The following is a 24,010-nucleotide window of genomic DNA, read 5'->3' as shown; positions in this document are numbered from 1 at the left end:
TCATGCTGTATTGCATGTACCCACGGATAACGGGGGCAGTTCAGGGAAATCTAAAATTATTTTGAGTTATTTTTTTGCGGCTGCATCAAGTCCTTGGCGGCGCCCTGGTAATCCTTCATCAAGCCCATGAAGGCGTCCTGCAAATGGCGGGCCGCGTCTTGCGGCGGCGCGCCCGTGCGCCGTGCCAGGTCGAATTTATAAGCGTGCGCGGCCGTGTAGCCCGCTTGCGAGGCGGCGTCCAGCAGCACGCCGGCCAGTTTCAAGGATGCCGGGTCGCCCTTGACCATCAGCAATTCGGCCAGATAGGTCTGGGCGATGGGAAAATCTTTCGCTGCCGCCTTTTCCAGCCACTGCATGCCCGCCTTCGGCTGTTTGATGCCGGCATCGCCGCCGCCGATGCCATAGCCGAGCGCCGTCAGCGCCACCAGGTCGCCGCCCCGCGCGCGTTTTTCCAGCTGCTGGCGGGGAAATGGCCGCGCCGCGATCTGCATGCGGATTTCATAGTTGATGTCCTGTAATACATTGCCTGGCCACACTTTCGCGCCCGAAGCAGTGGTCGCGGCTGGCTGGGCGGCTGGCGCCGGCGCCGGGAGGGGAGCGCGCATGCCGCTGTTGCCGGAAGCCTGCACGCCTGGCACCGGCGGGCTGACACCCTTGCCGCTGCCCATGTTCAGCACCAGGCGCGCCGACGTTTCGCCGAACGAGACGCGGGGCTTTTGCACATCGTGCGTCATGGCCGCCACCCTGGCCGCCACTTGCGAGAACACATCGCCCATCGGCAAGCCCGGGGCATCGAGCGCGTCGAGCAGGGCGCTCGTGTAGGGGCTGTTGCGCGAATCGGGCGACCAGAAATCGCGGGCCAGGGCGCCCGGTCCCGCCGAATAGGCGATCACCACGCCCCGTGGCGCTTGTGTGTCGGCAAAACCGTGGCTGGCCGCGTTGCTGCCACCGGGCACGGGCACCATTGCACCGCCGCGCGTATATTCCTGGCGGCAAGCGTCGAGGATCAGCACGGCGCCGCGCGCGCCTGTGCGCTGCAAATCGCCCGCCAGGCTGGAAACGGACACGCCCTGTGCGGCAATCGCGGCGGCGCTCAGCGCATTCATGTTGGCGCCCAGCGGCAGCACGTAATTGGCTTCGCCCGCCTGCGCGCCGTGGCCCGCGTAAAACACGAGGGCGATATCGGCGCCGCGCGCCTGCGTGGAAAACTCGGCCGACGCTTTTTGCAGCTGCGCCGCATTGATGTCCGTGCGCAGCAGTACTTCAAAGCCCAGGCGGCGCAGGCGTTCGGCCATGGCGCGCGCATCGTTCACGGGATTCAATAGCGGCTGCGGATAGGCCGCATTGCCGATCACCAGGGCGATGCGCTTGCCGGGAGACGCTTGCACAGGAGCTGGCACGGCAGCGTGCGCTACCTTGCTGCCCAGCAAAAAGAACAGGCTCAAGAACAGGAGAATCAGGCGATGCATGGGCGTCTCGGGAATTGTCGTGAAAGTAACAAAAGTTAGCGATTTTTACTGTGATATGCGAAAATTGCTTAAATGCATTTTACCTTACTGACAAGTTTCTCTTGTCTGGCCAGCGCATTGCTTGATTGCCGGTGCGCTTCGCCGCCGGCCAGTGGCGCGTGCCGCCCAACACACGATCGGACCGGCTGTGCAATCGGAACAATTTGAACGGATTCATGCTTTCTGGACCCGCCGCCCGCAGCTGACGCAAGGCGAACTGGGCGAGTTTTACCAGCGCGTCATCGCCGCGTTGACGCCGTGCCGCCCGCGCGAGGCGGCGTCGCTGGGCGATTCCCTGGCTGATTTGCGCCACCAGTTTTTCATTGAAAAAGTCCTGCACAGCGATAGCGACGCCGCGCCCCATCACGTGGGCGCTCTGTTTTTATACTTCAAGCGCTTCATCATCGACCAGCTGCGCAAGCAGCGCGATGACGAAGATGCCGATGCGCAAGAGGGCTGCGAGCTGCGCGCGCCCGACGCCTATGCCGAACCGCTGCGCGACTACCAGCTCACGCCGCAGCAAGTGCGCGTAGCGGCCGACGGTTTTATCACCACCTTGCCGCAGGATTTGATCTTGCTGCTGCGCCATTGTGGCTGCGGCGGCATGCCTGTCAAGGAATTGGCCGAGCAGATCGCTTCCGCGCATTACCACGGCGGCAAGCTGGGCCTGGTGCACAGGCAGAAGGGCGATAGCCTCAGCGCGGGACGTCAGATCGTCGAACCGGCCCACCGCTCTACCCTGCTGGGCAACTGGGTCTTGACCCTGCTCAAGCTGCGCGTGGGTGATGCCTTGACCGCGCGCGATATGCAGGCGGCGCAAATAGTTTTGGATATCTTGTGCGTGGCCGCGTTATCCCTGCACCTGGACCCCGCGTCCACCCACCCGAGCACTGATGAAAGGCCACCGGCATGACTGCATTGACGCCCACACTGGCCATCGTTGCCGCGCGCCTGCCATCTCCCCCATCTTCCGCCGAAATGCTGGACGCGGAGGTGAGCGGCGATACTCCCGACTGGCGCGGCATTGCCGTGCCGGAACACCTGCTGCAGCGTTTCGCGCGCCGCAGTGATGCCGCGCCGCTGGCCGCGCGGCCCATCGCGGGCGGACAGATTCACTTGCTGGCGCGCCGCCCCGGCTTTGGCGCCGTGCTGCTCGATGCCTGGGACAGCTCGCGGCAGCGCTGGCGAGGCTGGCTCGTCACGCCCGACACAGCGTATGCGGATGCCTGCGGCCTGGTGGTCGAGGAGCGCGACGCGCCCGCCGACCCCCGGGCGGGGCTGGTGTTGTGCGACATGCCCGTGACCCTGGACGTGACGGACCTGGGCGCCTGCCTGGGCGTGTTCAGCCAAGAGCGCCTGCAGGCGGCGCGCTGGCTGGAAACGCATGGCCGCGCCAATGCCGCCACGGCGGCGCCCGGCGTGATCGCCCGCGTGGCCTTGCCCGGCGACGACTATGTGCTGACGGGCACGCCCCTGTCGAGCGAGCTGGGCAAGGATGGCCGCGTGGCTTACCGGCAATTGCTCCGCCAGGGGCTGCAGCAGTTGCAGATCGCTACCGCCGATACCACCGCGCCACAGCTAAAGACCCCGGTGAAGGCGGCAAATTCAAACCGCTGGCTGAAGCTCGTCACGGCCGTGGCCGCCAGCGTGATGGTGGTGCAATCGGCGTGGCTGTTCCTGCCGAAAGAGAATGCTGTCGTCGGCAATGCGGAATTCCGCAGCGGCAGTGGCGTCGAGACGGGTGTGCGCACGCGCGTGCTGTTCCGTGCCGAGGCAACAGAGGCGGAAATCCGCACCTGGCTGCAACGCGAGCAACTGGAAATCGTTGCCGGCCCGGACACCCTGGGCGCCTACACCCTGCTGTCGCGCGACCGCCAGAAAGTCTTGCCGCCGCCAGGCCCGGGCAATCCCCTGGCCGTGATCAATCCTTGACCCAGAAATTAGAGAAAGTTATCCAGCATGACAACGTATAAGAATTTTCTATCTACTCAGGGGCGCGAGCTGGCCCTGGGTCTGGCTGCTGGCCTCCTGTTGACGGGCTGCGCCATGACGCCGAATGGCCGTGGCGGCGTGATGGTGGGCCTAGATACTGCCGAGTTGTTCGGCACGCCGATTTCCACCTTCCGTCTGCGCGACGGCATGGAAGGCACCTTGCGCAAGGACCCGCAAGGCAAGTATTCGATCAAACTGTCGCAGGCGTTTCGCGTCGTGCCGCTGGCCAACGCCATCACGGCCCGCGTGGCGAGGGTGGAAAACGTGGGCGAGCGTACCGTGGTGATCGTGGAAACGCAGGAGCGCGGCTGCGCCTACCGCTATGAAGTGCTGGCCTTCCAGGGGACGGACGTGCTGCAGTGGACGGTAGGCAATTGCAAGGACCGCCCCCGCGTGGAACTGGCGGCGGACGCGAAATCGCTGAATATCGATTTTCCCAACTACAACCGCCTGTCGCGCATGATTTACACGGACAACCGCCTGCTCAACGCCAGCGTAGCCGTGCCGCCCGGCGTCGATACGCGCGCCCAGCCGTTTGCCGACGATGCCTTGCGCGCCACAGGCCCGGCGTTGGCCACCGTGCCGGGCAACGACAGCGGCCGCGTGATCCCTGCGCCACCGGCTGCCACCCCGGCACCCGCTGGCGCGCCGAAAGCGGGCAGCCGCGCCAGCGCCAAGCCGCGCCGCCAGGAGGTCCAGGCCAGGGTGGCGGCGCCCGCCGCCATCAGCCTGCCCGCGCCGCGTACCGCCACTTCTGTGCAGGCGGCGCCGATGATCTTCCAGGCCGAAGAGATCAAGCCCGTCGTCATCGATTTGAGGAAATAAGATGGCCGCGAGTTTGCGCAGTCTGCAGATCCGGCAGACCTTGATCCTGATCGTCCTGACGATCATTTACCTGTGCTTCGAGCTGGGCTTCAATGCCCGTTTGCTCGACGTGGTGGGCGGCGACGTCAAGCCGCACGACGTGGAGGGCGTGGAATTCTATGGCCGCAGCCTGTCGGGCATCGCCGCCGCGCTGGTGGTGCTGCAGTTGATGTGGCGCCGCCGCCTGAAGAACAATGGAAGCGGCCCCAGCTGGAAAAAAATCATCTTTTGCTGCATCGCCACGGCTGCGGTCGTGTTCGGCATTTTGAAGACCACGGTCACGGTGCTGGTTGAAACACGCGACGCGCAATTTCGCCGCCTGGCCTTCAACACCACCCTGATGCAGCGCTCACTGGTGGGCGGCAGCTTGCAATTGCAGGGCCTGGTAGATGATCCCACCCTGTTTGCCAAGCCCGAAGGCAAGGCCTTCCTAGCCCTGTTCCCCTTCCTGGCAGTGTCGGTCGGCCATCTCGACGAGCGCATGGAACCCGCCAAGGAGCAGTTGATCAATTTCAACGTCCGCAAGATCGCTGGCGGCGCGGCCGGGTATTACGAAAAGTACCAGCAGGCGATCGGCGAAGTGCGCGACAAGTGGAAATTGTATTCGGGCATGATTCCCGATGACGATGCGGGCTTGCGCCAGCAGCAGGAATCGGCATGGAGCGATTACCGGCAAAGCCTGTCCCGCCATGGCTGGCAACCGGAGTCGGTGCCGGCGCGCCGGCGCGCGGCCGTGGTCAATAATGTGCGAAAGAAAGTGCCGGTATCGGCCAACTGGCACCCGGCCGACCAGATATCGTTCCGCCTGGCAGTCAAGCGCCGCTATGCGTCGGAAGCGGCCAGCAAGGGCTTGAGCATCAAGGGCGAGCGTATTCCGCCTGGCTTGTCCTTCCCCGCCTTCGTGGCGCGCCCCGGCATCCAGGCCGTCTTGCGCGACGGGCCGGACGGCGGCGACGGCAGCGAAGCGAGCAAGGGTTTGCGGCTGCCCAAAGGCGCCGTGGTGCAAGACGCGTATGCGAGCCCTGCCGAGTTCAGCCGGTTGTTCGACCAGTTCGCCGCGCGCCAGACGGCGGAGAAGCTGGTGGAGTACCGCGCCAGCCGCAATGACTTTGAAGTGGGCGGCAAGTACTTTGACGAAGGCAAGGAAGCGGCGCGCGCGGCCATCGTGCCGCCCGTGGCCCTGTTTTTCTCCTTGCTGGGCGCCATCGGCCACTTCTCGAAACTGCTGTACCTGATCGCCACGGTGGGCTTGCTGGTGTTGGCGGCGCGCCGGGGAGAGCAGGCGGGCGCAGATGGCCAGCTGAGCCGTCGTTCCGCCTGGATCGCCACGGGCGTGCTGGCCGGCGCCTTCCTGGGAACCTGGGGCATCTTCAGCCTCTCGGACAACAATGTCACGAAGAGCGAGCTGTTTCGCCAGATGCTGGACTGGAACCGCCAGGCGGCTGACGACAGCACGCGCTGGCAAATCGCCGGCAAGGGCTTGCTGGCCAATATCACGCACGTCGTGGCGGTGGGGCAGGGTTACAGCTACCCCGTCAACGAAGCCATCCGCATCCACGTTTTGCAGGGAGTTCATTATGGTTATCATCCGGGACAAAAATAAGGCGGCCGCACTGGCGCTGCTGCTCTGCATGGCCAGCACGGCTGTACAGGCCGACTGCCTGGGCATGAAGGTACACGCCCACCGCGGCGCGGGCAATGCGCCGGAAAACTCGCTGAGCGCGCTGCGCAACACGTATTTCGGCACCTGGGACGGCGTCGAGACGGATTTGCAGCTGCTGGGCGACGGCAGCTGGGTGGTGCACCACGATCTGTTGACGGGGAGAGTCGTCGACACGGGATCACCGCGCACCGTGAAGCAATTGACGGCCGACGACTGGCGCGCCGCCAGCATGAAGAACCGCGGCGTGCTGACGGCGGAAACGCCGCCCTTCGTCAGCGATATCGCCGACCTGGCGACGGCGTTCCCGAACAAGACCCTGAATGCGGAAATCAAGGATGTCGTTTCCTCGTGCGCGCCCATCAACACCCTGGTGGGGCAGTTGCGTGCGAACATCAAGCATGGCAACTGGTTTCTCACTTCGGGCGTGCCGAACAACCTCGCCTGCGCGCGCCGCGCCGATCCGCAGGGCTACTTGGGCCTGCTCGTGTTTGACGCGCGCAATGCGCAGGCGGCCGGCGCGAACCGGGTCAGCCGCTATATCGCGAAAAATGCCCGCCCGCCCAAGCTCGACAAGCCGTGGCTGCAGCGCGTGCAGCAGCAGATCGGCATGCCCGCCGGCGTGCACGTGGATGCGCGCAGCCTCGACGCCAATCCGAATTTGCTGGCCGACGCGGCCAGCCTGAGCATGCCCGTCTTCGTCTACGCCGTCGATGGCGACTCGGCCCTGGCCGCGTCCTTGCTGCGTGCCCAGCAGCGCAGCCACCGCTGGCCCAGCGGCGTCATTCTTGACGGCAATCCAGAAACGTTTTGCGCGATGATGAAGTAATCACGTTATGTGCCGGGAGACCCTGCCTTGATCCTGCCTCAGCCCGACCGTGCCGCCGCGCTTGCCCGTAGCGCCATCGGCGCCATGTTCTTTTCCCTGTTTGGCGGCCTGTGGGTGGCCGCCTGGTGCGTGCAGACGTATGGCGCGCATCCCTTAAGGTTGCTGCCGGTTGCCGGCATCACCGTCTTGCTGTTCATGCTGGCGTGGCGCCAGTTTCGCCGCCACCGCGCCGCGCATGCGGCGGCGGAACAATCGCCGGAGGCAAAACGCGTGGGCCGGCTGTTCCATATCGTGAATGCGGGGCAGTGGATTGCCATCTTCATCGTCGGCAACGTCTTGAAAAACCTGGGGCTGCAGGCGTGGTTCATTCCCGCCGTCATTTTGATCGTGGGTCTGCATTTCTTCCCGCTGGCCTGGCTGTTCAAGGCACGCCGCCACCTGGCGATCGGCATGGCGCTGTGCGTGTGGGCCATCGGCTATCCGCTCACCTTGCGCCACGGCCCCATCCATCCCGTCGGCTGCCTGGGCGCCGGCCTGATCCTGTGGGTGGCGGCCCTTTCTGCCGTGCGTGCCGGTTTTGCCGTGCAGCAGAGCGCTGGGCAAGCCCAGAAATAGCAGCTTGCGACGGCCCGCGCAGGGCCGTTTTTGTAGACTTTCCTGCCTGTTTTTTGCGCATTGCAGCATCGATAATGTTTGCATCAGGCGGCGTGCTGGCATATAAATGTAATCGATTACATTTATTTGAAAACCCCATGCCGCCAGTCGCTCCATCCCCTTTGCCGACAGAAACCGTCTCCATCAGCGCCGTTGCCGCGCATGCCGGGGTGTCGGTGGCCACCGTTTCGCGCGTGATGAACGAGCAGGCCGGAGTGCGGGCGCCCACGCGCGACAAGGTGCTCGCTTCCGTGGCCGCGCTGGGCTACCGCATGAACCATCTGGCGCGCAGCCTGCGCACGGCCGAGAGCCGCATGTTGCTGACCATGGTGCCCGACGTGGGCAATCCCTTCTATGCGCAGATCGTGCGCGGCATCGACACGGTGGCGCGCGAACACGGCTACTTCGTGCTGCTGTGCGACACGGGCGCCGATGCGGGCCGCGAGCGCTCATATTTCGACTTGCTGCGCATGCACCGCGCCGACGGCGCCATCTGCCTGGACCCGGACACGGTGCAGCATGCCCTGTTGCATGAATCCATCAGCCTGCCCTGGGTGGCGTGCTGCGAATTCGACCCTGCCGTGGCCGTGCCCTATGTCGGCATCGATAACCACCGGGCCGCGTCGGACGCCGTCGCGCATTTGCTGGCGCGCGGCCACACGCGCATCGGCCTGATCAACTCCGATGAACGCTATCTGTACGCGCGGCAACGCCAGCAAGGCTACCTGGACACCCTCGCGGCCGCCGGCCTGCCCGTGCAGCCGGACTGGGTGCACACGGTGCAAAGCCTCGATTACGAAGCGGGCACGGCCGCCACCTTGCGGATGATGGCGCAGCCCGACGCGCCCACGGCCATCTTTGCCGTCTCCGACACCCTGGCCATTGGCGTGCTGAGCGCACTGCGCCAGCTGAACAAGCGGGTGCCGGAAGACGTGGCCGTCATCGGCTTCGACGATATTGCCATCGCCGCGCAGATAGCTCCCGGTCTCACCACCATCGCGCAGCCGATGCGCGAACTGGGTGAGACGGCGGCCCGATTATTGCTGCAGCGCCTGGCCAACCCTGTGGCCAGCGTGCCGGGCGTGCTGCTGCAACACCGATTAATTCTGCGAGGGAGTGCATAGTGAGCGTTGCCGTCGGTTTCGAGGGGGTGTGCAAGGATTTCGGCCCCGTGCGCGTCTTGCATGGCGTCAGTTTTACCTTGTCGCCCGGGCGCGTGTATGGCTTGCTGGGCGAAAACGGCGCCGGCAAGTCGACCCTGATGAAAATCCTCGCCGGCTACGAAAGCGTGAGCGAGGGGCAACTGCTGATCGATGGCCAGCCCCGGCGCTTCGCCAGCTCGCGCGCGGCGGAGAGCGCCGGCATCGTGCTGATCCATCAGGAATTCAACCTGGCCGAGCACCTGACGGTAGCGCAAAACATGTTCCTGGGTCACGAAAAGACGCGCGGCTGGTTGCTCGACGAGGCCGCCATGCGCGAAGAAGCGTCGCGCTATCTGAAGCAGGTGGGCCTGGACGTGTCGCCCGACACGAAAATCCGCGACCTGATCGTGGCTGAAAAGCAGCTGGTGGAAATCGCCAAGGCCCTGTCGCGCCGCGCCCGCTTCCTGATCATGGACGAGCCGACCGCCACCCTGACGTCGTCCGAGACGCAGCGCCTGTTCGCCGTGATGGCCCAGCTGAAAGCGGATGGTGTCACGATTTTGTATATTTCCCACAAGCTCGACGAAGTGGAGCGCAACACGGACGAGGTCATCGTCATGCGCGACGGGCGTTTCGTCACGCGCGAGCCGACGGCCAGCCTGACGCGCCAGCAGATGGCGAACCTGATGGTGGGACGCGAATTGTCCGACATGTTCCCCGCCAAGGTGGCGCTGGCGAAAGAAGCTCCTGTGCTCCTGAAAGTGGACGGCCTGTGCGTTCCCGGCTGGTCGAAAGACCTGTCGTTCGAGGTGCGCGCCGGTGAAGTGCTGGGCTTTGCGGGCCTGGTGGGCGCGGGGCGCACGGAATCGTTCGAGGCACTGCTGGGCTTGCGCCCGCGCAGCGCGGGCAAGATCTTTCTCAATGGCCAGCCCGTGGACATCCGCACGCCCAGGCAAGCCATGCAGCATGGCATGACCTACCTGAGCGAAGACCGCAAGGGCAAGGGCTTGCATGTGAACCTGGGCTTGCGCGAAAACCTCACCATGATGACGATGGAACGCTATGCGCGGCCCTGGCTCGATGTCAAGGCGGAGAAGCAGGCGCTGGCCACGGCCGTCGAGGATTTCAATATCCGCACGGGCGACCTCGACAGCCGAGCGCGCATGCTGTCCGGGGGCAACCAGCAAAAGCTGGCGCTGGCCAAATACCTGCATTCGGACCCCAGGGTCGTGGTTTTGGACGAGCCGAGCCGTGGCGTGGACGTGGGCGCCAAGCGCGACATTTACTTTCTGATCCACCGCCTGGCCGCCGAAGGGCGCGCCGTGATCGTGATCTCGTCCGAACTGATTGAATTGATTGGCTTGTGCCACCGCGTGGCGGTGATGCGCGCCGGCACCCTGCAAGCCACCCTGGCTGCTGACCACCTGACTGAAGAGGAGTTGATTGCCCATGCAACCGGCACGCACTGACACCACCGTATCCCCGATTGCCGCCGCCGTTGCCAGCTTTGGCGCGCGCATCAAGGGCTTTGGCCCCGTGCTGGGCCTGCTGGCCCTGTGCATCGCGGGCACCCTGCTCAATGGCGACTTCGCCACCCTGGACAACCTGATGAACGTGCTGACGCGCACGGCCTTCATCGGCATCATCGCCGTGGGCATGACCTTTGTCATCATTTCCGGCGGCATCGACCTGTCCGTGGGCTCCATGGCCGCCCTGATCGCCGGCTGCATGATTTATTTCATGAATGCGCTGGCGCAAGGGGCGGGCGGCAACCTGGCGCCCATCACCATGCTGGTGCTGGGCATCGCCATGGCGCTGGTGCTGGGCGCGGGCTTCGGCCTGATGCATGGCTTGTTGATCAGCAAGGGCAATATCGAGCCCTTCATCGTCACCTTGGGAACGCTGGGTATTTTCCGCGCCGTGCTCACTTACCTGGCCGATGGCGGCGCGCTGACCCTGGACGCGACCCTGTCCGAGCTGTACAGCCCCGTCTATTACACGAGCGTGCTGGGCGCGCCGATACCGATCTGGATTTTCCTGTTCGTCGCGGCGGCAGGCGCCATTATCCTCAACCGCACGACGTTTGGCCGCCACGTGCAGGCGATTGGTTCCAACGAGCAAGTGGCACGCTATGCGGCCATTAATGTCGACAGGGTCAAGGTCGCCACCTATATGCTGCTGGGCGTCTGCGTGGGCATCGCCACGGTGCTGTACGTACCGCGCCTGGGCTCGGCCACGCCCACCACGGGCTTGCTGTGGGAACTGGAAGCGATTGCCGCCGTCGTCGTGGGCGGCACGGCCCTGAAAGGGGGAGAAGGTCGCATCGTCGGCACCGTCATCGGCGCCATCCTTTTGTCTGTGATCAGCAATATCCTGAATTTGACCAGCATCATCAGTGTCTACCTGAATGCCGCAGTGCAAGGCGTGGTGATCATCGCCGTCGCCTTCCTGCAGCGAGGCCGCAAATAAAAACACAGCGGCGTTCTGAAAGGGCAGCCAACGGGCGCCCACAACCTTGGAGGAGAGCAGCATGAAGAGCTTTATACGGGTCGCAGGGATGGCAGTACTGGTGATGCAGGCGTGGGCGCTGCCGAGTGCGCAGGCCGCTGAAAAAATGGTGGTGGGCGTAGCCATCCCCACGGCCACGCACAGTTTTACCTCGGGCATCGTGTGGTGGGCCAACCAGGCCAAGGCGGAGCTGGAAAAAGCCCATCCGGGCCTGAAAATTATCGTCAAGACGGCCGCCACGGCGCCCGAGCAGGCGAACCAGTTGCAGGATATGTTGACGGTGAACAAGATCAACACCCTGGTGATCTTCCCCATCGAGTCGGCGTCCCTGACGCAGCCCGTGGCGCAAGTCAAAAACAAGGGCGTCTATGTGACCGTGGTGGACCGTGGCTTGACGAATACGCAGTCGCAGGATGCGTATATTGCGGGCGACAACACGGCGTTTGGCAAGCTGCCGGCCGAATATCTGGCGAAAAGCCTGAACGGCAAGGGCAATATCGTCGTGCTGCGCGGCATGCCAACCACCCTCGATAACGAACGCTACGATGCGTTTTCTGGCGTGATGAAGGGCCATCCCGAGATCAAGGTCCTGGATGCCAAGTATGGCAACTGGAACCGCGACGATGCCTTCAAGGTCATGCAGGATTATCTGACGCGCTTCAAGCACATCGACGCTGTCTGGGCGGCCGATGACGACATGGCCATCGGCGTGCAGAAGGCCATCGCGCAAGCGAAGCGCACGGACATCAAGCAAGTGTTCGGCGGCGCGGGTGCTAAGGGCGCCGTGAAGAAGATCATGGATGGCTCCGACCCGCTGATCGTGGCTGACGTGTCGTACTCGCCCAAGTTCATGTACGACGCCATCAAGCTGACGACGGAAGCGCGCCTGAAAGGTGATAAATTGCCGGCCAACACGATCATTCCCTCGGTGCTGATCACGCGCGAGAACGCCAAGCAATTTTACTTTCCGAACTCGCCTTTTTAAATTCTGGGGTCAGACCCCCTCGCCCGCTAGCAATGAACTGCGCGTTAGCGGCATTGAGGGTCTGACCCCGGCTTTAGCTAACAGGACATTGATATGAACACCATCCAGGGCCCGGCCATTTTCCTGGCCCAGTTTCTCGGCGATGAAGCACCGTTCGATTCGCTCGAACACCTGGCGCAATGGGCGGCCGGCCTGGGTTACAAGGGCTTGCAGCTGCCCACGGCGCCGCGCTTGTTTGACCTGGAACAAGCGGCCAACAGCCAGCAGTATTGCGACGACGTGGTCGCCTTGCTGGCGCGCCATGGCTTGCAGGTGACGGAATTGTCGACGCACTTGCAGGGCCAGCTGATCGCCGTGCATCCCGCCTACGACGCCCTGTTCGACGGTTTTGCGCCCGAGCACGTGCGCGGCGATAGCGCGGCCCGCACGGCCTGGGCCACGCAGCAATTGCTGTGGGCGGCCACCGCTTCGCAACGACTGGGTCTCAAGGCGCACGTGACGTTTTCCGGCGCGCTGGCCTGGCCGTATCTGTACCCGTGGCCGCAGCGCCCGCTGGGACTGGTGGAGACGGCATTCGCGGAACTGGCCAAGCGCTGGCTGCCCATCCTCGATGCGTTTGACGCGGCCGGCGTGGACCTGTGCTATGAGCTGCATCCCGGTGAGGATCTGCACGACGGCGTGACTTTCGAGCGCTTTCTTGCCGCCGTCAACGATCACCCACGTGCATCGATTTTGTACGACCCCAGTCACTTCGTGTTGCAGCAGCTCGACTATCTCGCCTTTATCGACATTTATCATGCGCGCATCAAGGCCTTCCATGTGAAGGATGCGGAATTCCGGCCCAACGGGCGCCAGGGCGTGTATGGCGGCTATGGCGACTGGCAAGACCGGGCCGGGCGCTTCCGCTCGCTCGGTGACGGGCAGATCGATTTCAAGGCGATCTTTTCCAAGATGGCGCAGTACGACTTCCCCGGCTGGGCCGTGCTGGAATGGGAATGCTGTCTGAAACACCCGGAAGATGGGGCGGCAGAAGGGGCGCGCTTCATCCGCGAACACATCATCCATGTGGCTGAACGCGCTTTCGATGATTTTGCGGGCAGTGCGGTGGACCAGGATCAAATTCATCACTTGCTTGGCTTGAAATAAGGAAAAAACATGCAGCGACGCTTACGGCTGGGCATGGTAGGGGGCGGGCAGGGCGCGTTCATCGGCGCCGTGCACCGCATCGCGGCGCGCATCGACGACCAGTACGAGCTGGTGGCGGGCGCCCTGTCGTCCGACCCGGACCGCGCGCGCGACAGCGGCGCCGCGCTGTACCTGGCGCCCGAACGCTGCTACAGCGATTACCGCGCCATGGCGCAGGCGGAGGCTGCCAGGGCGGACGGTATCGAAGCGGTGGCCATCGTCACGCCCAACCATTTACACGCGCCCGTCGCCATGGCGTTCCTGGAAGCGGGCATCCACGTGATCTGCGACAAGCCGCTGGGCATTTCGCTGGCGGAAGGCCAGGCGCTGGCGGCGCTGGCGCAGCAGAAAAATCTGCTGTTTGCGCTCACGCATACCTACAGCGGCTACCCGCTGCTGCGCCATGCGAAAGCCATGGTCGAGGCGGGCGACATAGGCGAGCTGCGTCTCGTGCAGGTCGAGTATTCGCAGGATTGGCTGGCCGACGCCATCGCGGCTGGCGGCATGAGCGAGGGCAACTGGCACAACGACCCGCACAAGGCCGGTCCCGGCGGCACCTTGCTCGACGTGGGCTTGCACGCCTATCACCTGGCGCAGTTTGTCAGCGGCTTGACGCCGCACTCCGTGCTGGCGGAATTGTCGACCTTTGTTCCGAATCGCACCCTGGACGACCACGTGCAGGTGATGCTGCGCTATGCGAATGGCGCCAGGGGCACCCTGTGGGCCAGCCAGGTGGCGACGGGCTGCGAAAACACGGTGCGATTGCGCCTGTTCGGCAGCAAGGCGCAGCTGGACTTTGACCAGGAACAACCGAATGCGCTGTGGTTTACGCCGCAGGGCGGCAACCGCCAGCTGCTGCGCCCGGGGCGGGTCGACAGCGCGGCCGCGCGCCACGCCACGCGCGTGCCGGCCGGTCATCCTGAGGGTTATCTGGAAGCATTCGCACAGCTGTATCTGGATGCCGCCTTGAGCATTCGCGCCTTGCAGGCAGGGGCGCCCATACCGGAGGCGGCGCGCTGGCTGCCTACCGTCAATGATGGCGTGGCGGGCCTGGCCTTTGCCGAAGCCGTGCTGCGCAGCCATGCGGCTGGCGCGCAGTGGACGACCTTGGCCGACTGTTAAACTGGGCGCATGAGCGCACCTTTTACTATCACCATCGTCCCCCAAGGCTGGCAATTCACTGCCGAGGCCGGCACTACCGTGCTGGCCGCCGCCGAGCTGGCCGGTATCCGCCTGCTCAGTTCCTGCCGCAACGGCACTTGCCGCACCTGCATCTGTCACATGCCCGAGGGAAAAGTGCGCTACACGGTGGACTGGCCGGGCATCAGCCCCGATGAACGGCTCGATGGCTACATCCTGCCCTGCGTGGCCGTGGCCGAAAGCGATGTTTCCCTGCAGGCGCGGGCCGTGCGCACGGGCGCCTGACTTTGAGCCTGTCCCGGTAGATGAATACATCTCCTGCTGGCGCGCCTCGGAAGCGGGGACTGCGTTGCTCGTCGTCGCGTGGCTCGCCACGCGTCCTCCTCACGCCTTGTCCGCGCTCCCGAATATACTGCCAGCAGCAGACGCTCCCAACCGGAATAGGCTCTCACGACGGCTTGCCGCCCTTGAGGCGCTGCAGCAGCGCGTCCACGCTGTCGCTCACGGGCAAGCCGTGGCGACGCAGCAACTGCACGTGCAATACCAGGTTTTCCAGCACCAGCTTGGCCGCCACAGCCAACAGGGCCAGGTTGCGGTCTTCCGGGCTGAAACTTTCCATGGCATCGGCCATCTCGCACAAGTGGTTGGCGATCAGTCCGCGCAATTCCTGCTCGTCGAAAGGCAGATCGGCAAAATCGATGGGATCGGCCACTTCCACTTCCTGCATCAGCACCGCTAGTTCTTCCGGGGTAATCGTCATGCCTGGCCTCCTTGTGTGCTTGCCTCTATTTTAGGCCATGCGCCATTGTATCGTCCGCAAAGCGGACTAGAATGAGTCCAGGCCGATGACGTCGAAGGCAGCATGGCGCACTTGCATTTTACCCAACAATTGGCACGTTTTCTCGACGTCCCCACCGTGGTCGTGGCAGCGCCACGCCTGCGCGCCGCCTTGGATGCCGCATTTGCGCAGCAGCCGCGCCTGCGCGGCTACGTGCTCGACGAGCAGGGGGGGGTGCGCCCGAATGTGGTGATCTTCATCGATGGCGCGCGCTGCCGCGAACGGCGCGTGCTTGACGATGCTTTGCAGCCCGACAGCCAGGTGTATATCTTGCAGGCACTTTCAGGAGGTTAATCATGGCACCAGGCATGGCTCAACGCGCGTATCTCGGCACCCGCAAGGGCTTGTTCCAGTTCGATGTCGATGCGGCCGGCGCCTGGCAGCTGGTGCTGGTGCAGTTTGCAGGCGACCCCGTCTCCATGTTCCTGCACGATAGCCGCGACGGCAGCTTGTACGCGGCCCTGAACCTGGGGCACTTCGGCGCCAAGCTGCACCGCCTCGATGTGGGCAGTCGCGCGTGGCAAGAGATCGCCGTGCCCGCCTATCCCGCCAAGCCGGAAGACAGCACCGATACGGTGGACTGGACCTTGCGGCAAATCTGGTCGCTGGCGGCCGGTGGCGCGGACCAGCCCGGCGTGTTGTGGGCGGGCACCCTGCCGGGCGGCCTGTTTCGTTCCAGCGACCGTGGCGACAGCTGGCAACTGGTGGAATCCTTGTGGAACGTGCCGCAGCGGGCGCAGTGGTTTGGCGGTGGCTACGACGTGCCCGGCATCCACAGCATTTGCGTCGATCCGCGCGACAGCAATAAAGTGCTGGTCGGCGTGTCCTGCGGCGGCGTCTGGCAAACGGTCGATGGCGGCGCCAGCTGGGCCTTGAGCGCGACGGGCATGCGCGCCGACTACATGCCGCCCGAGCTCGATGAAAACGAAGCCGTGCAAGACCCGCACCGCATCGTGCGCAGCGCCGGCATGCCGGACGCGCTGTGGTGCCAGCACCATAACGGCATCTGGCGTTCGCGCGATGCGGGCTGGCACTGGCAGGAAGTGAGCACGGCGCCGCTGTCGCATTTCGGTTTTGCCGTGGCAGTGCATCCGCGCGATGGCGACACGGCCTGGTTCGTGCCGGCGCAGGCGGACGTGCTGCGCATTCCGCTGGACGGCGCGCTGGCCGTGACGCGCACGCGCGATGGCGGCAAGACGTTTGAGGTATTGCGCGCGGGATTGCCGCAGCAGCATTGCTACGACCTCGTGTACCGGCATGGGCTGGCGCTGGCCGACGATGGGCGCAGTTTATTGATGGCATCGACGACGGGTGGCGCCTGGTATTCCTTCGACGAAGGTGAGCATTGGCAGACCATCTCTGCCCACTTGCCGCCCGTTTATGCCGTCTGTTTTGCTACGCCGTAATAGCACAGGAAAATATCGACGGCCAGTTCCGTCACTTCGCGTCGGCGTGCCGGGCCCAGCAGGGGCTCACCCATGGTGATCTGCGGCCAGAAGGCAAAGGTCTTCAGTGGAGACATCAGCAGGTGCGCCACTTCCAGCGTCTCGCCCGCCTTGATGCGCCCATCTTGCTGCGCCGCGCGGATCCAGATATTCAGGCCCGTTTCCTTTTCATTCAGGCGCGCCACCATGGCTCGCGCGCGCTCGGGCGAGTGGATGGTTTCGCCAAAGATCACGCGCGCCAGGTCGATGAAGGCCGCGTCGCACAGCAAGTCCATTTTCTGCTCGACCAGGGCCAGCACTTGCGGGCGCAGCGGCTGGTCGGCGACATAGGGTACGGCAGGCTGGGCCATGCTGCTTTCCCACATGCGCTGCAGGATTTCCGCGAACAACTCGTCCTTGCTGGGGAAATGGTTGTACACGGTGCGCTTGGAAACAGCGGCCGTGGCGGCGATCTTGTCCATGCTGGTCGCGTCAAAACCGTGCTCGCGAAACTCGGCGATGGCGGCATCGACGATGGCGACGCGCTTGCGGTCGGTGAGGCGTTGCGGTGCGGCCATGGCGGGAAATCTCCTTTGAAAACAATATTTTACACCTCTTGGTTTACTTTGCCAGAAATAGGAACTACACTGTGTAGTGTAATTTAATCCTTGTTCATTCTTTACCGGGCCGCCTATGCACTTGCACCGAGTCGCACGTCGTCTCTTCTTTCTGGGAGTCCTGATCATCATGAGTTCTTGCACCTTGCGCGCCGCGCCAGTTTCTTCGCCTGTCCCGTCACCACAACGCCTCGAAGGCAAGTTCCGCAATCCCGTGCAGATGCACAAGCTGGGCACGGCAGCAACGCTCAAGCTGATGTGGACATTCTTCTTTGACAAACCGGACAGCACGGTGCCTGCCGCTGCCGTGCCCGTGCAAGCCTTGAGCCGGGCGCAGCTGCTGGCCGCACCGGACAACAGCCTGTTTCGCCTCGGCCATTCGACCCTGCTGCTGAAACTGAACAATGAATTCTTCCTCACCGACCCTGTGTTTTCCGAGCGCGCCTCGCCCGTACAGTGGGCGGGGCCGAAGCGCTTTCACCAGCCGCCGATCAGCATCGCGGACTTGCCGCCGATCAAGGCCGTCATCCTGTCGCACGACCATTACGATCACCTCGACCATGCCGCTGTGCTGCAGCTGGCCGCCAAGACCGAACACTTCATTGCGCCGCTGGGCGTGGGTGATACCTTGATTCAATGGGGCGTACCGGCCGCCAAGGTGCAGCAGTTCGACTGGTGGCAGGGCACAACGATTGGCGGCGTAAAACTCGTCGCCACGCCCTCGCAGCATTTCTCGGGACGCGGCTTGTTTGATGGCAATCAAACCCTGTGGGCATCATGGGTGATCGACGCCCCGGACGTGCGCGTGTTTTTCAGCGGAGACTCCGGCTATTTCGACGGTTTCAAGCAGATTGGCGACAAATACGGGCCATTCGACGTGACCATGGTCGAGACGGGCGCATATGACAAGCTGTGGCCGGACGTGCACATGCAGCCGGAGGAAACCCTGCAAGCCCACCTGGACTTGCGCGGCAAGTGGCTGATGCCCGTGCATAACGGCACCTTTGACCTGGGCTTGCACGCCTGGCATGAACCGTTCGACCGCATTACGGGGCTGGCGGCGAAGCAGGGCGTGAACCTGGCCACGCCGGAGATGGGCGAGGCGGTCGACCTGACGCAGCCGCAGAAGGGTAAAAAATGGTGGCTGGCGATGCTGGAAGAGGAAATGGCCCGGTAAAGCTGGTTCAGGCCGTCACATCGATCAGGCGGCCCAGGGTCTGGCCATAGCTGTTCAGCTGGGGCGTGCTTTTCGGCGCAGCGGGAGCTGCTTGCTGCGGCACGGCCACCTTGATTGCCCGATCCAGCTGCGGCGCCTTGACGGCGGCCGGGGCATCGGCCTGGGCTTGCTGGCTGCTGCGCTGTGTCTGGCTTAGCGATTCCTGTTCCCGCGCCAGCGACTGGCGACTTTGCGCCAGCTGTTCACTGTCGCGCTGTACCTGGTTCTGGCCTTGTTCGACGCGCCGTTGCGCCGTGGCCAGCGAAGCTTGCAGATTATTGACGGACGTTAGCGTGACCACATTGTTCACCTTTGAAAGTATGCCCAGGCGTGCGCAGAAGGGGAAAGGTCAGGGCGGGGAGGCCGACATGTCTGCAGGAAATCTTTACCTGAATCAAGAGTAGGACAAATTCTCGCATAGTTCCAGTTAATTATGTTTTCTTGATAATTTTATCGTGCGCGCCTTGTATTGCCAAACCGGCATGCCTGAGCCGGTGCGCTACTTGTCAAAGTGAGTACCCGCTGTCGCTTGAAGCTGTTGTTTGTATGCCATCGCCGATGCCACGCTGAGGACGCGGCAAAAATGCTTGTCTTCAAAAGCCACTTTCTAGAGTGTCAATATGTTGTTGTTTTTTCACCATTACGGCGCACGGTAATGCGCGGCCTGCTTGGCGCTCTGGGCTATAATTGACGGTCAGAGTTGGTTTTTTTTGCCATACAGACAGGTAGTTAACACATGAATCTCAAGAGCCTCGCAATTGCCCTCGGCATGTCGAAAACGACAGTCAGCAGGGCGTTGAACGGCTATCCGGAAGTCAATTCCCGCACCCGTGAAATCGTCCTGGCCGCCGCCAAGAAAGTCGGCTACCGGCCCAACCCGCTGGCGCGCAGCCTGGCCGTCGGCCGTACCAATGTGCTGGGCATGATTTATCCCCTGCTGCCCAGCGACCTGGGCGATAGCGTCTTTCTTTCCGTGGTGAATGGCATGTCGGACGCCGTGGAAGCATCGAAGATGAGTCTCATCATCGCCCCCGTCTCGCCGCAGAATGAACAGCCTTCGTATGAAACCATGGTGCGCGGACGCCAGGTCGATGGCCTGGTGGTGGGCCGCACCAAGGTGGTCGATGAGCGCATCGCGTATTTGACGAAGGTGGGCTTTCCCTTTGTTGCGAATGGCCGCACGCGCATCGATGCGCCATACGCGTACTTTGACTACGACAATGATACGGGCATCGACTTGGCCGTGTCCTTCCTGGCCGCACACGGCCACCAGCGCATCGCCTTGTTGAGTGCGCCGCTGGATTTGCATTTCGCTTACGAGCGCAAGGAAAGCTTTATCCGCTGCATGGCGCAGGCGGGTTTGCAGCTTGATTCCCGCTATCTGCTCGACAATACCTTCGACCGCCGCAGCGGCTACCAGGCCATGCAGCAATTGCTGGCTTGCTCGCCCCGTCCCACGGCCGTCATCGTCGACAACCATTTGTCCGGCGTGGGCGTGGTGCGCGCGCTGATGGATGCGGGCATCGAGATTGGCAAGGAAATCTCCGTTATCGTCTGGGGCAATGTGGAAGACACCTTGATCGGCATCAACGTCACCACCATCGACCAGCCCGACCTGCGCCGCGCCGGCGCCAAGATGGTCGAAATGCTGCAATCCATGCTGGCCGGCACGCCGCCGGAGCGGCTGCAGGAAATCTGGCAACCGGTGCTGTTGCCGGGGGCGACCGTGGGGCGTTGCCCGGACGCATAAAAAAACGCAGAGCCGAGGCTCTGCGTTTTTCATTGCCCTACCGGTCAGCTAGGCCGCGTGTTTCGATCCATCGGCCAGCACAGCCAGCAATCGTGCCTTGTCCTTGCGGTAGGTCGCGACGGCGGCTTCCTTGACGTGGCCGAAGCCGCGGATTTTCTCCGGCAGCGATGCCAGTTCCACGCAGGTGCCGAGATTTTCCGCTGTCAGGTTCACCAGCAGGCCGGCCAGCAGTTCGCGGTACTCGACGATCAGGGCGCGCTCCATCTTGCGTTCAGCCGTATAGCCGAAGAGGTCGAAGGTGCCGCCCCGCAGACCTTTGGCTTTCGCCAGCAGCTTGAAGGCGCGCCACATCCAGGAACCGAATTCCGCTTTCACGAGGTGACCTTTCGCATCTTTCTTGGCGAACAGCGGCGGCGCCAGGTTGAATTTCACCGAGATTGTCCCTTCGAACTGCTGCTGCAATTGCTCCACGAAACGGCCATCCGTGTACAGGCGCGCCACTTCGTACTCGTCCTTGTAGGCCAGCAATTTGAAGTAGTTCTTCGCCACGGCAGTCGACAGCTTCTGGCCCAGTCCCAGGGTATTCTCGCGGTCGCGCACCTGTTTGACCAGGGTCAGATAACCGTCCGCATACGCGGCGTTCTGGTAGGCGGTGAGGAACTCCACACGCTTCTTGATGACGCTATCGAGGCTTTGCGGCATTTGCACGAGGATCGCTTGCGACGGCGTGGCGATCTGCGTGACACGGCGCACGTCGACGGCGGCGCGGCGGCCCCACAGGAAACTTTTCTTGTTCGATTCGATGCCCACGCCGTTCAGTTCGATGGCGCGCAGCAGCGCCGCTTCGGTCAAGGGAATGCGGCCTTTTTGCCAGGCGTAGCCGAGCATGAACAGGTTGGCGGCGATCGAGTCACCCATCAGCGCGGTAGCCAGTTTGGTGGCGTCGATGAAGTCGGCCGCGTCCGCGCCGCCGACGGATTCCTCGATCAGCTGGCGCACTTCCGCCGTTGGATATTGCCAGTCGGCATTTTGCGCAAACGTGCCTGGCGGCTGCTCGTGCAGGTTGACCACGGCCAGGCTGCGGCCCGGGCGCATTTTCGACACGGCATCCTGCGCGCCGGCCGTCAGCATGTCGCAGCCTAAAATCAGATCCGCTTCGCCCGTGGCGATGCGCTGGGCGCGGATATGCGCCGGGGACTTGGCGATTTTCACGTGCGAAGTGACGGAACCGTTCTTTTGCGACATGCCCGTCATGTCCAGCACGGAGGCGCCCTTGCCTTCCAAATGGGCTGCCATGCCCATCAGCGCGCCCACGGTGATGACGCCCGTGCCGCCGATGCCATTGATGAGGATGTTATACGGCGCGTCGCAGGCTGGCAGGACGGGTTCCGGCAGCGGGCCGAAGTTGTCCGTCTCGCCTGGCTTGCTGGCGCCTGTTTTTGTCTTTTTCAGGGTGCCGCCCTCGACGGTGACGAAGCTGGGACAAAAGCCCTTGGCGCACGAGTAATCCTTGTTGCATGAGGATTGGTCGATGGTGCGCTTGCGGCCAAATTCCGTCTCTTTCGGCAGGATCGACACGCAGTTCGACTGCACGCCGCAGTCGCCGCAGCCTTCGCAGACGGCGTCGTTGATGACCATGCGTTTGGCAATGTCCGGATACTCGCCTTTCTTCCGGCGCCGGCGTTTTTCGGCCGCGCAGGTCTGGTCGTAGATCAGCACGGACACGCCTTGCACCTCGCGCAATTCGCGCTGCACGGCATCCATGTCCTTGCGGTCGTGCAAGGTCACGTGGGCGGGCAGGTTGCTGCGGTCGCTGTAGCGCGATAAATCTTCCGTGACCAGGGCGATGCGGGCGATGCCTTCGGCCGCCACTTGCTGCGCCATCATGGGCACGGTGATCAAGCCGTCCACGGGCTGGCCGCCCGTCATGGCGACGGCGTCGTTGTAGAGAATCTTGTAGGTGATGTTCACCTTGGCGGCCTGCGCGGCGCGGATTGCCAGGTAGCCGGAATGGAAATACGTGCCGTCGCCCAGGTTCTGGAACACGTGCGGCAATTCCGAGAACGCAGCTTGCCCGATCCACGGCGCGCCTTCGCCGCCCATGTGCGTGGTCAGCTTGTTCATTTCCGGGTAGATCGACGTGGCCATCACGTGGCAGCCGATGCCGGCCAGCGCCAGGCTGCCCTCCGGCACCTTGGTCGAGGTGTTGTGCGGGCAGCCGGAGCAGTAGAACGCGGGGCGGAACGGCGTGTTCACGGCCTTTTTCAGGACCGCATCCTTGGCGTCGAGGAAACTCAGGCGTGCCTTGATCAGGTCGCAGGTGACAGGGTCGGAAATCAGGCGCGCAATGCGGCTGGCGATGACACGTGCCACTTGCGAGACGGAAAAATCCGCCTTGGAAGTCAGCAGCCATTCGCCGCGCGGCGCCACCCATTCGCCTTTTTCGTCGAACTTGCCGATGACACGCGGACGCACGTCGTCGCGCCAGTTGTACAGCTGTTCCTTGAGCTGGTATTCGACGATTTGCCGCTTCTCTTCGACCACGAGGATTTCATCGAGACCTTGCGCAAACTCACGCACGCTGTCCGGTTCCAGCGGCCACGGCATGGCCACCTTGAACAGGCGCATGCCGACGTCGGCCGCCATCTGCTCGTCGATGCCCAGCTCTTCCAGCGCCTCCAATACATCCAGGTAGGACTTGCCGGAAGCGATGATGCCCAGCTTGGCGTTCGGGCTGTCGATGGTGGTGTGGTTGAGCTTGTTTTCGCGCGCGTAGGCCAGGGCCGCATAGATCTTGTAGTCCTGCATCAGCGCTTCCTGGTTGCGCGCCTGCTGGCCCAGCGGAATGCTCGACAGGCGCGCGTTCAGGCCGCCTTCGGGCATGACGAAATCCTGCGGAATCTTGACTTCCACGCGGAATGGGTCGGCATCGATGGAGGCCGACGATTCGACCGTGTCGGCCAGGGCCTTGAAGGCCACCGTGCAGCCGGAAAAGCGCGACATGGCCCAGCCGTGGATGCCCAGATCCAGGTATTCCTGCACATTGCATGGATACAAGACGGGGATCATCGAGGCCGAGAACAGATGGTCGGACTGGTGCGGCAGGGTTGAGGAATACGCGCCATGGTCGTCGCCGGCCACCAGCAGCACGCCGCCCAGTTTCGCCGTGCCAGCATGGTTCATGTGCTTGAAGACATCGCCGCAGCGGTCCACGCCCGGCCCCTTGCCGTACCACATGGCGAACACGCCGTCGTACTTGGCCGGGCCGATCAGGTCCACCTGCTGCGAACCCCAGACGGCCGTGGCGGCCAAGTCTTCGTTGACGCCGGGCACGAATTGCACGTGGTGCGCTTCCAGCTGCTTCTTGGCTTTCCACAGGTTTTCGTCCAGGCCGCCCAGGGGCGAACCGCGGTAGCCGGAAATGAAGCCGGCCGTATTCAATCCGGCAGCCTGGTCGCGCAGGCGCTGCATCATGGGCAGGCGCACGAGGGCCTGGATGCCGGACAGGAAGATGGCGCCGGAAGTGGCCGTGTATTTGTCGTCGAGGCTGACGGTGGTCAAACGGGAAGTGTCGGGGGGTGTAGATGGCGCGGCACCGGCGTTTCTAGCGAACGCTGCGGGGCCGTTTTCCGTGGTCACGGACATGGCTGTCTCCAAAAGGGTGTTTCAGATAGCGGCTGTACAAGGGGCGTGCCCGG

General features: G+C 63.5%; 22 protein-coding genes. 17 read left to right on the top strand and 5 right to left on the bottom strand.

From position 1 onward, the window contains the following. Positions 1–56: 56 nt before the first annotated feature. Positions 57–1,469, bottom strand: a complete 1,413-nt coding sequence (locus C8C89_RS03585; RefSeq protein ID WP_133988907.1) for a caspase family protein — start codon at positions 1,467–1,469, stop codon at positions 57–59. Positions 1,470–1,656: 187 nt separating this feature from the next. On the opposite strand from C8C89_RS03585, the gene C8C89_RS03580 reads away from it, so the two are divergent. The 13 genes from C8C89_RS03580 (at position 1,657) to C8C89_RS03520 (ending at position 14,752) form a co-directional block, all read left to right on the top strand. After that, a complete protein-coding gene (locus tag C8C89_RS03580) occupies positions 1,657–2,421 on the top strand; it encodes a hypothetical protein (protein ID WP_133988906.1) in 765 nt (254 codons plus the stop codon). Continuing rightward, entirely contained in the window at positions 2,418–3,440 is a 1,023-nt protein-coding gene (locus C8C89_RS03575) for a hypothetical protein (protein WP_133988905.1), read from the top strand. The genes C8C89_RS03580 and C8C89_RS03575 overlap by 4 nt, the downstream gene beginning before the upstream one ends. Before the next feature lie 27 nt (positions 3,441–3,467). Beyond that, the gene (locus tag C8C89_RS03570) at positions 3,468–4,325 is read left to right on the top strand and encodes a hypothetical protein (RefSeq protein WP_133988904.1); all 858 of its coding nucleotides are present in this window, start codon (positions 3,468–3,470) and stop codon (positions 4,323–4,325) included. A 1-nt stretch (position 4,326) separates the two neighbouring features. Further along, a complete protein-coding gene (locus C8C89_RS03565; protein ID WP_243857887.1) occupies positions 4,327–5,967 on the top strand; it encodes a hypothetical protein in 1,641 nt (546 codons plus the stop codon). Beyond that, on the top strand, positions 5,942–6,853 hold the full coding sequence (locus C8C89_RS03560; RefSeq protein ID WP_133988903.1) for a glycerophosphodiester phosphodiesterase family protein: 912 nt from the start codon (positions 5,942–5,944) through the stop codon (positions 6,851–6,853). The genes C8C89_RS03565 and C8C89_RS03560 overlap by 26 nt, the downstream gene beginning before the upstream one ends. Before the next feature lie 27 nt (positions 6,854–6,880). Next, complete coding sequence (locus tag C8C89_RS03555) at positions 6,881–7,468, top strand: hypothetical protein (RefSeq protein WP_101483467.1); 588 nt, start codon at positions 6,881–6,883, stop codon at positions 7,466–7,468. Between the two features lie 137 nt (positions 7,469–7,605). Next, positions 7,606–8,631: a LacI family DNA-binding transcriptional regulator gene (locus C8C89_RS03550; RefSeq protein WP_208327669.1), complete on the top strand. Its 1,026-nt coding sequence runs from the start codon at positions 7,606–7,608 to the stop codon at positions 8,629–8,631. After that, positions 8,631–10,118, top strand: coding sequence for a sugar ABC transporter ATP-binding protein (locus C8C89_RS03545; RefSeq protein WP_133988901.1), 1,488 nt, complete (start codon positions 8,631–8,633; stop codon positions 10,116–10,118). The genes C8C89_RS03550 and C8C89_RS03545 overlap by 1 nt, the downstream gene beginning before the upstream one ends. Beyond that, the gene (locus tag C8C89_RS03540; RefSeq protein ID WP_133988900.1) at positions 10,099–11,118 is read left to right on the top strand and encodes an ABC transporter permease; all 1,020 of its coding nucleotides are present in this window, start codon (positions 10,099–10,101) and stop codon (positions 11,116–11,118) included. Before C8C89_RS03545 ends, C8C89_RS03540 begins: the two co-directional genes overlap by 20 nt. An 88-nt stretch (positions 11,119–11,206) precedes the next feature. After that, positions 11,207–12,142: a substrate-binding domain-containing protein gene (locus C8C89_RS03535; RefSeq protein ID WP_243858238.1), complete on the top strand. Its 936-nt coding sequence runs from the start codon at positions 11,207–11,209 to the stop codon at positions 12,140–12,142. Positions 12,143–12,235: 93 nt separating this feature from the next. Continuing rightward, a complete protein-coding gene (locus C8C89_RS03530; RefSeq protein ID WP_133988898.1) occupies positions 12,236–13,288 on the top strand; it encodes a sugar phosphate isomerase/epimerase in 1,053 nt (350 codons plus the stop codon). A gap of 9 nt (positions 13,289–13,297) precedes the next feature. Further along, positions 13,298–14,449, top strand: coding sequence for a Gfo/Idh/MocA family oxidoreductase (locus C8C89_RS03525; protein WP_243857886.1), 1,152 nt, complete (start codon positions 13,298–13,300; stop codon positions 14,447–14,449). Positions 14,450–14,458: 9 nt separating this feature from the next. Then, complete coding sequence (locus C8C89_RS03520) at positions 14,459–14,752, top strand: 2Fe-2S iron-sulfur cluster-binding protein (RefSeq protein ID WP_133988897.1); 294 nt, start codon at positions 14,459–14,461, stop codon at positions 14,750–14,752. Positions 14,753–14,915: 163 nt separating this feature from the next. On the opposite strand, the gene C8C89_RS03515 is transcribed toward C8C89_RS03520, so the two are convergent. After that, positions 14,916–15,227, bottom strand: coding sequence for a hypothetical protein (locus tag C8C89_RS03515; RefSeq protein WP_070258491.1), 312 nt, complete (start codon positions 15,225–15,227; stop codon positions 14,916–14,918). Between the two features lie 102 nt (positions 15,228–15,329). Here C8C89_RS03515 and C8C89_RS03510 point away from each other — a divergent pair, with 102 nt between their 5' ends. After that, entirely contained in the window at positions 15,330–15,599 is a 270-nt protein-coding gene (locus C8C89_RS03510; protein WP_133988896.1) for a MoaD/ThiS family protein, read from the top strand. Positions 15,600–15,613: 14 nt separating this feature from the next. Further along, a complete protein-coding gene (locus C8C89_RS03505; protein ID WP_133993116.1) occupies positions 15,614–16,711 on the top strand; it encodes an exo-alpha-sialidase in 1,098 nt (365 codons plus the stop codon). Here the strand turns inward: C8C89_RS03505 and C8C89_RS03500 are convergent. Further along, positions 16,684–17,307 (bottom strand): TetR/AcrR family transcriptional regulator, encoded by a 624-nt coding sequence (locus tag C8C89_RS03500; RefSeq protein ID WP_133988895.1) that lies wholly within the window; start codon positions 17,305–17,307, stop codon positions 16,684–16,686. The two genes, C8C89_RS03505 and C8C89_RS03500, sit on opposite strands and share 28 nt — an antisense overlap. A gap of 169 nt (positions 17,308–17,476) precedes the next feature. Between C8C89_RS03500 and C8C89_RS03495 the strand changes: the two genes are divergently transcribed. After that, positions 17,477–18,523, top strand: coding sequence for an MBL fold metallo-hydrolase (locus C8C89_RS03495; protein ID WP_133988894.1), 1,047 nt, complete (start codon positions 17,477–17,479; stop codon positions 18,521–18,523). A 7-nt stretch (positions 18,524–18,530) separates the two neighbouring features. On the opposite strand, the gene C8C89_RS03490 is transcribed toward C8C89_RS03495, so the two are convergent. Further along, a complete protein-coding gene (locus tag C8C89_RS03490) occupies positions 18,531–18,863 on the bottom strand; it encodes a hypothetical protein (protein ID WP_133988893.1) in 333 nt (110 codons plus the stop codon). Between the two features lie 435 nt (positions 18,864–19,298). Between C8C89_RS03490 and C8C89_RS03485 the strand changes: the two genes are divergently transcribed. Beyond that, positions 19,299–20,312, top strand: a complete 1,014-nt coding sequence (locus tag C8C89_RS03485; protein WP_133988892.1) for a substrate-binding domain-containing protein — start codon at positions 19,299–19,301, stop codon at positions 20,310–20,312. Positions 20,313–20,360: 48 nt separating this feature from the next. Here the strand turns inward: C8C89_RS03485 and C8C89_RS03480 are convergent, their stop codons facing one another. Beyond that, positions 20,361–23,957 carry an indolepyruvate ferredoxin oxidoreductase family protein gene (locus C8C89_RS03480; protein WP_133988891.1) on the bottom strand — a complete coding sequence of 1,199 codons (3,597 nt, stop codon included), beginning with the start codon at positions 23,955–23,957 and terminating at the stop codon, positions 20,361–20,363. Positions 23,958–24,010: the final 53 nt, after the last annotated feature.

The organism is Janthinobacterium sp. 75, assembly GCF_004365495.1.
In the GTDB taxonomy this organism is placed as follows: domain Bacteria; phylum Pseudomonadota; class Gammaproteobacteria; order Burkholderiales; family Burkholderiaceae_D; genus Janthinobacterium.
Note: the sequence above shows the minus strand (reverse complement) of the source record. Positions and strands in the feature narration are given on the sequence as shown.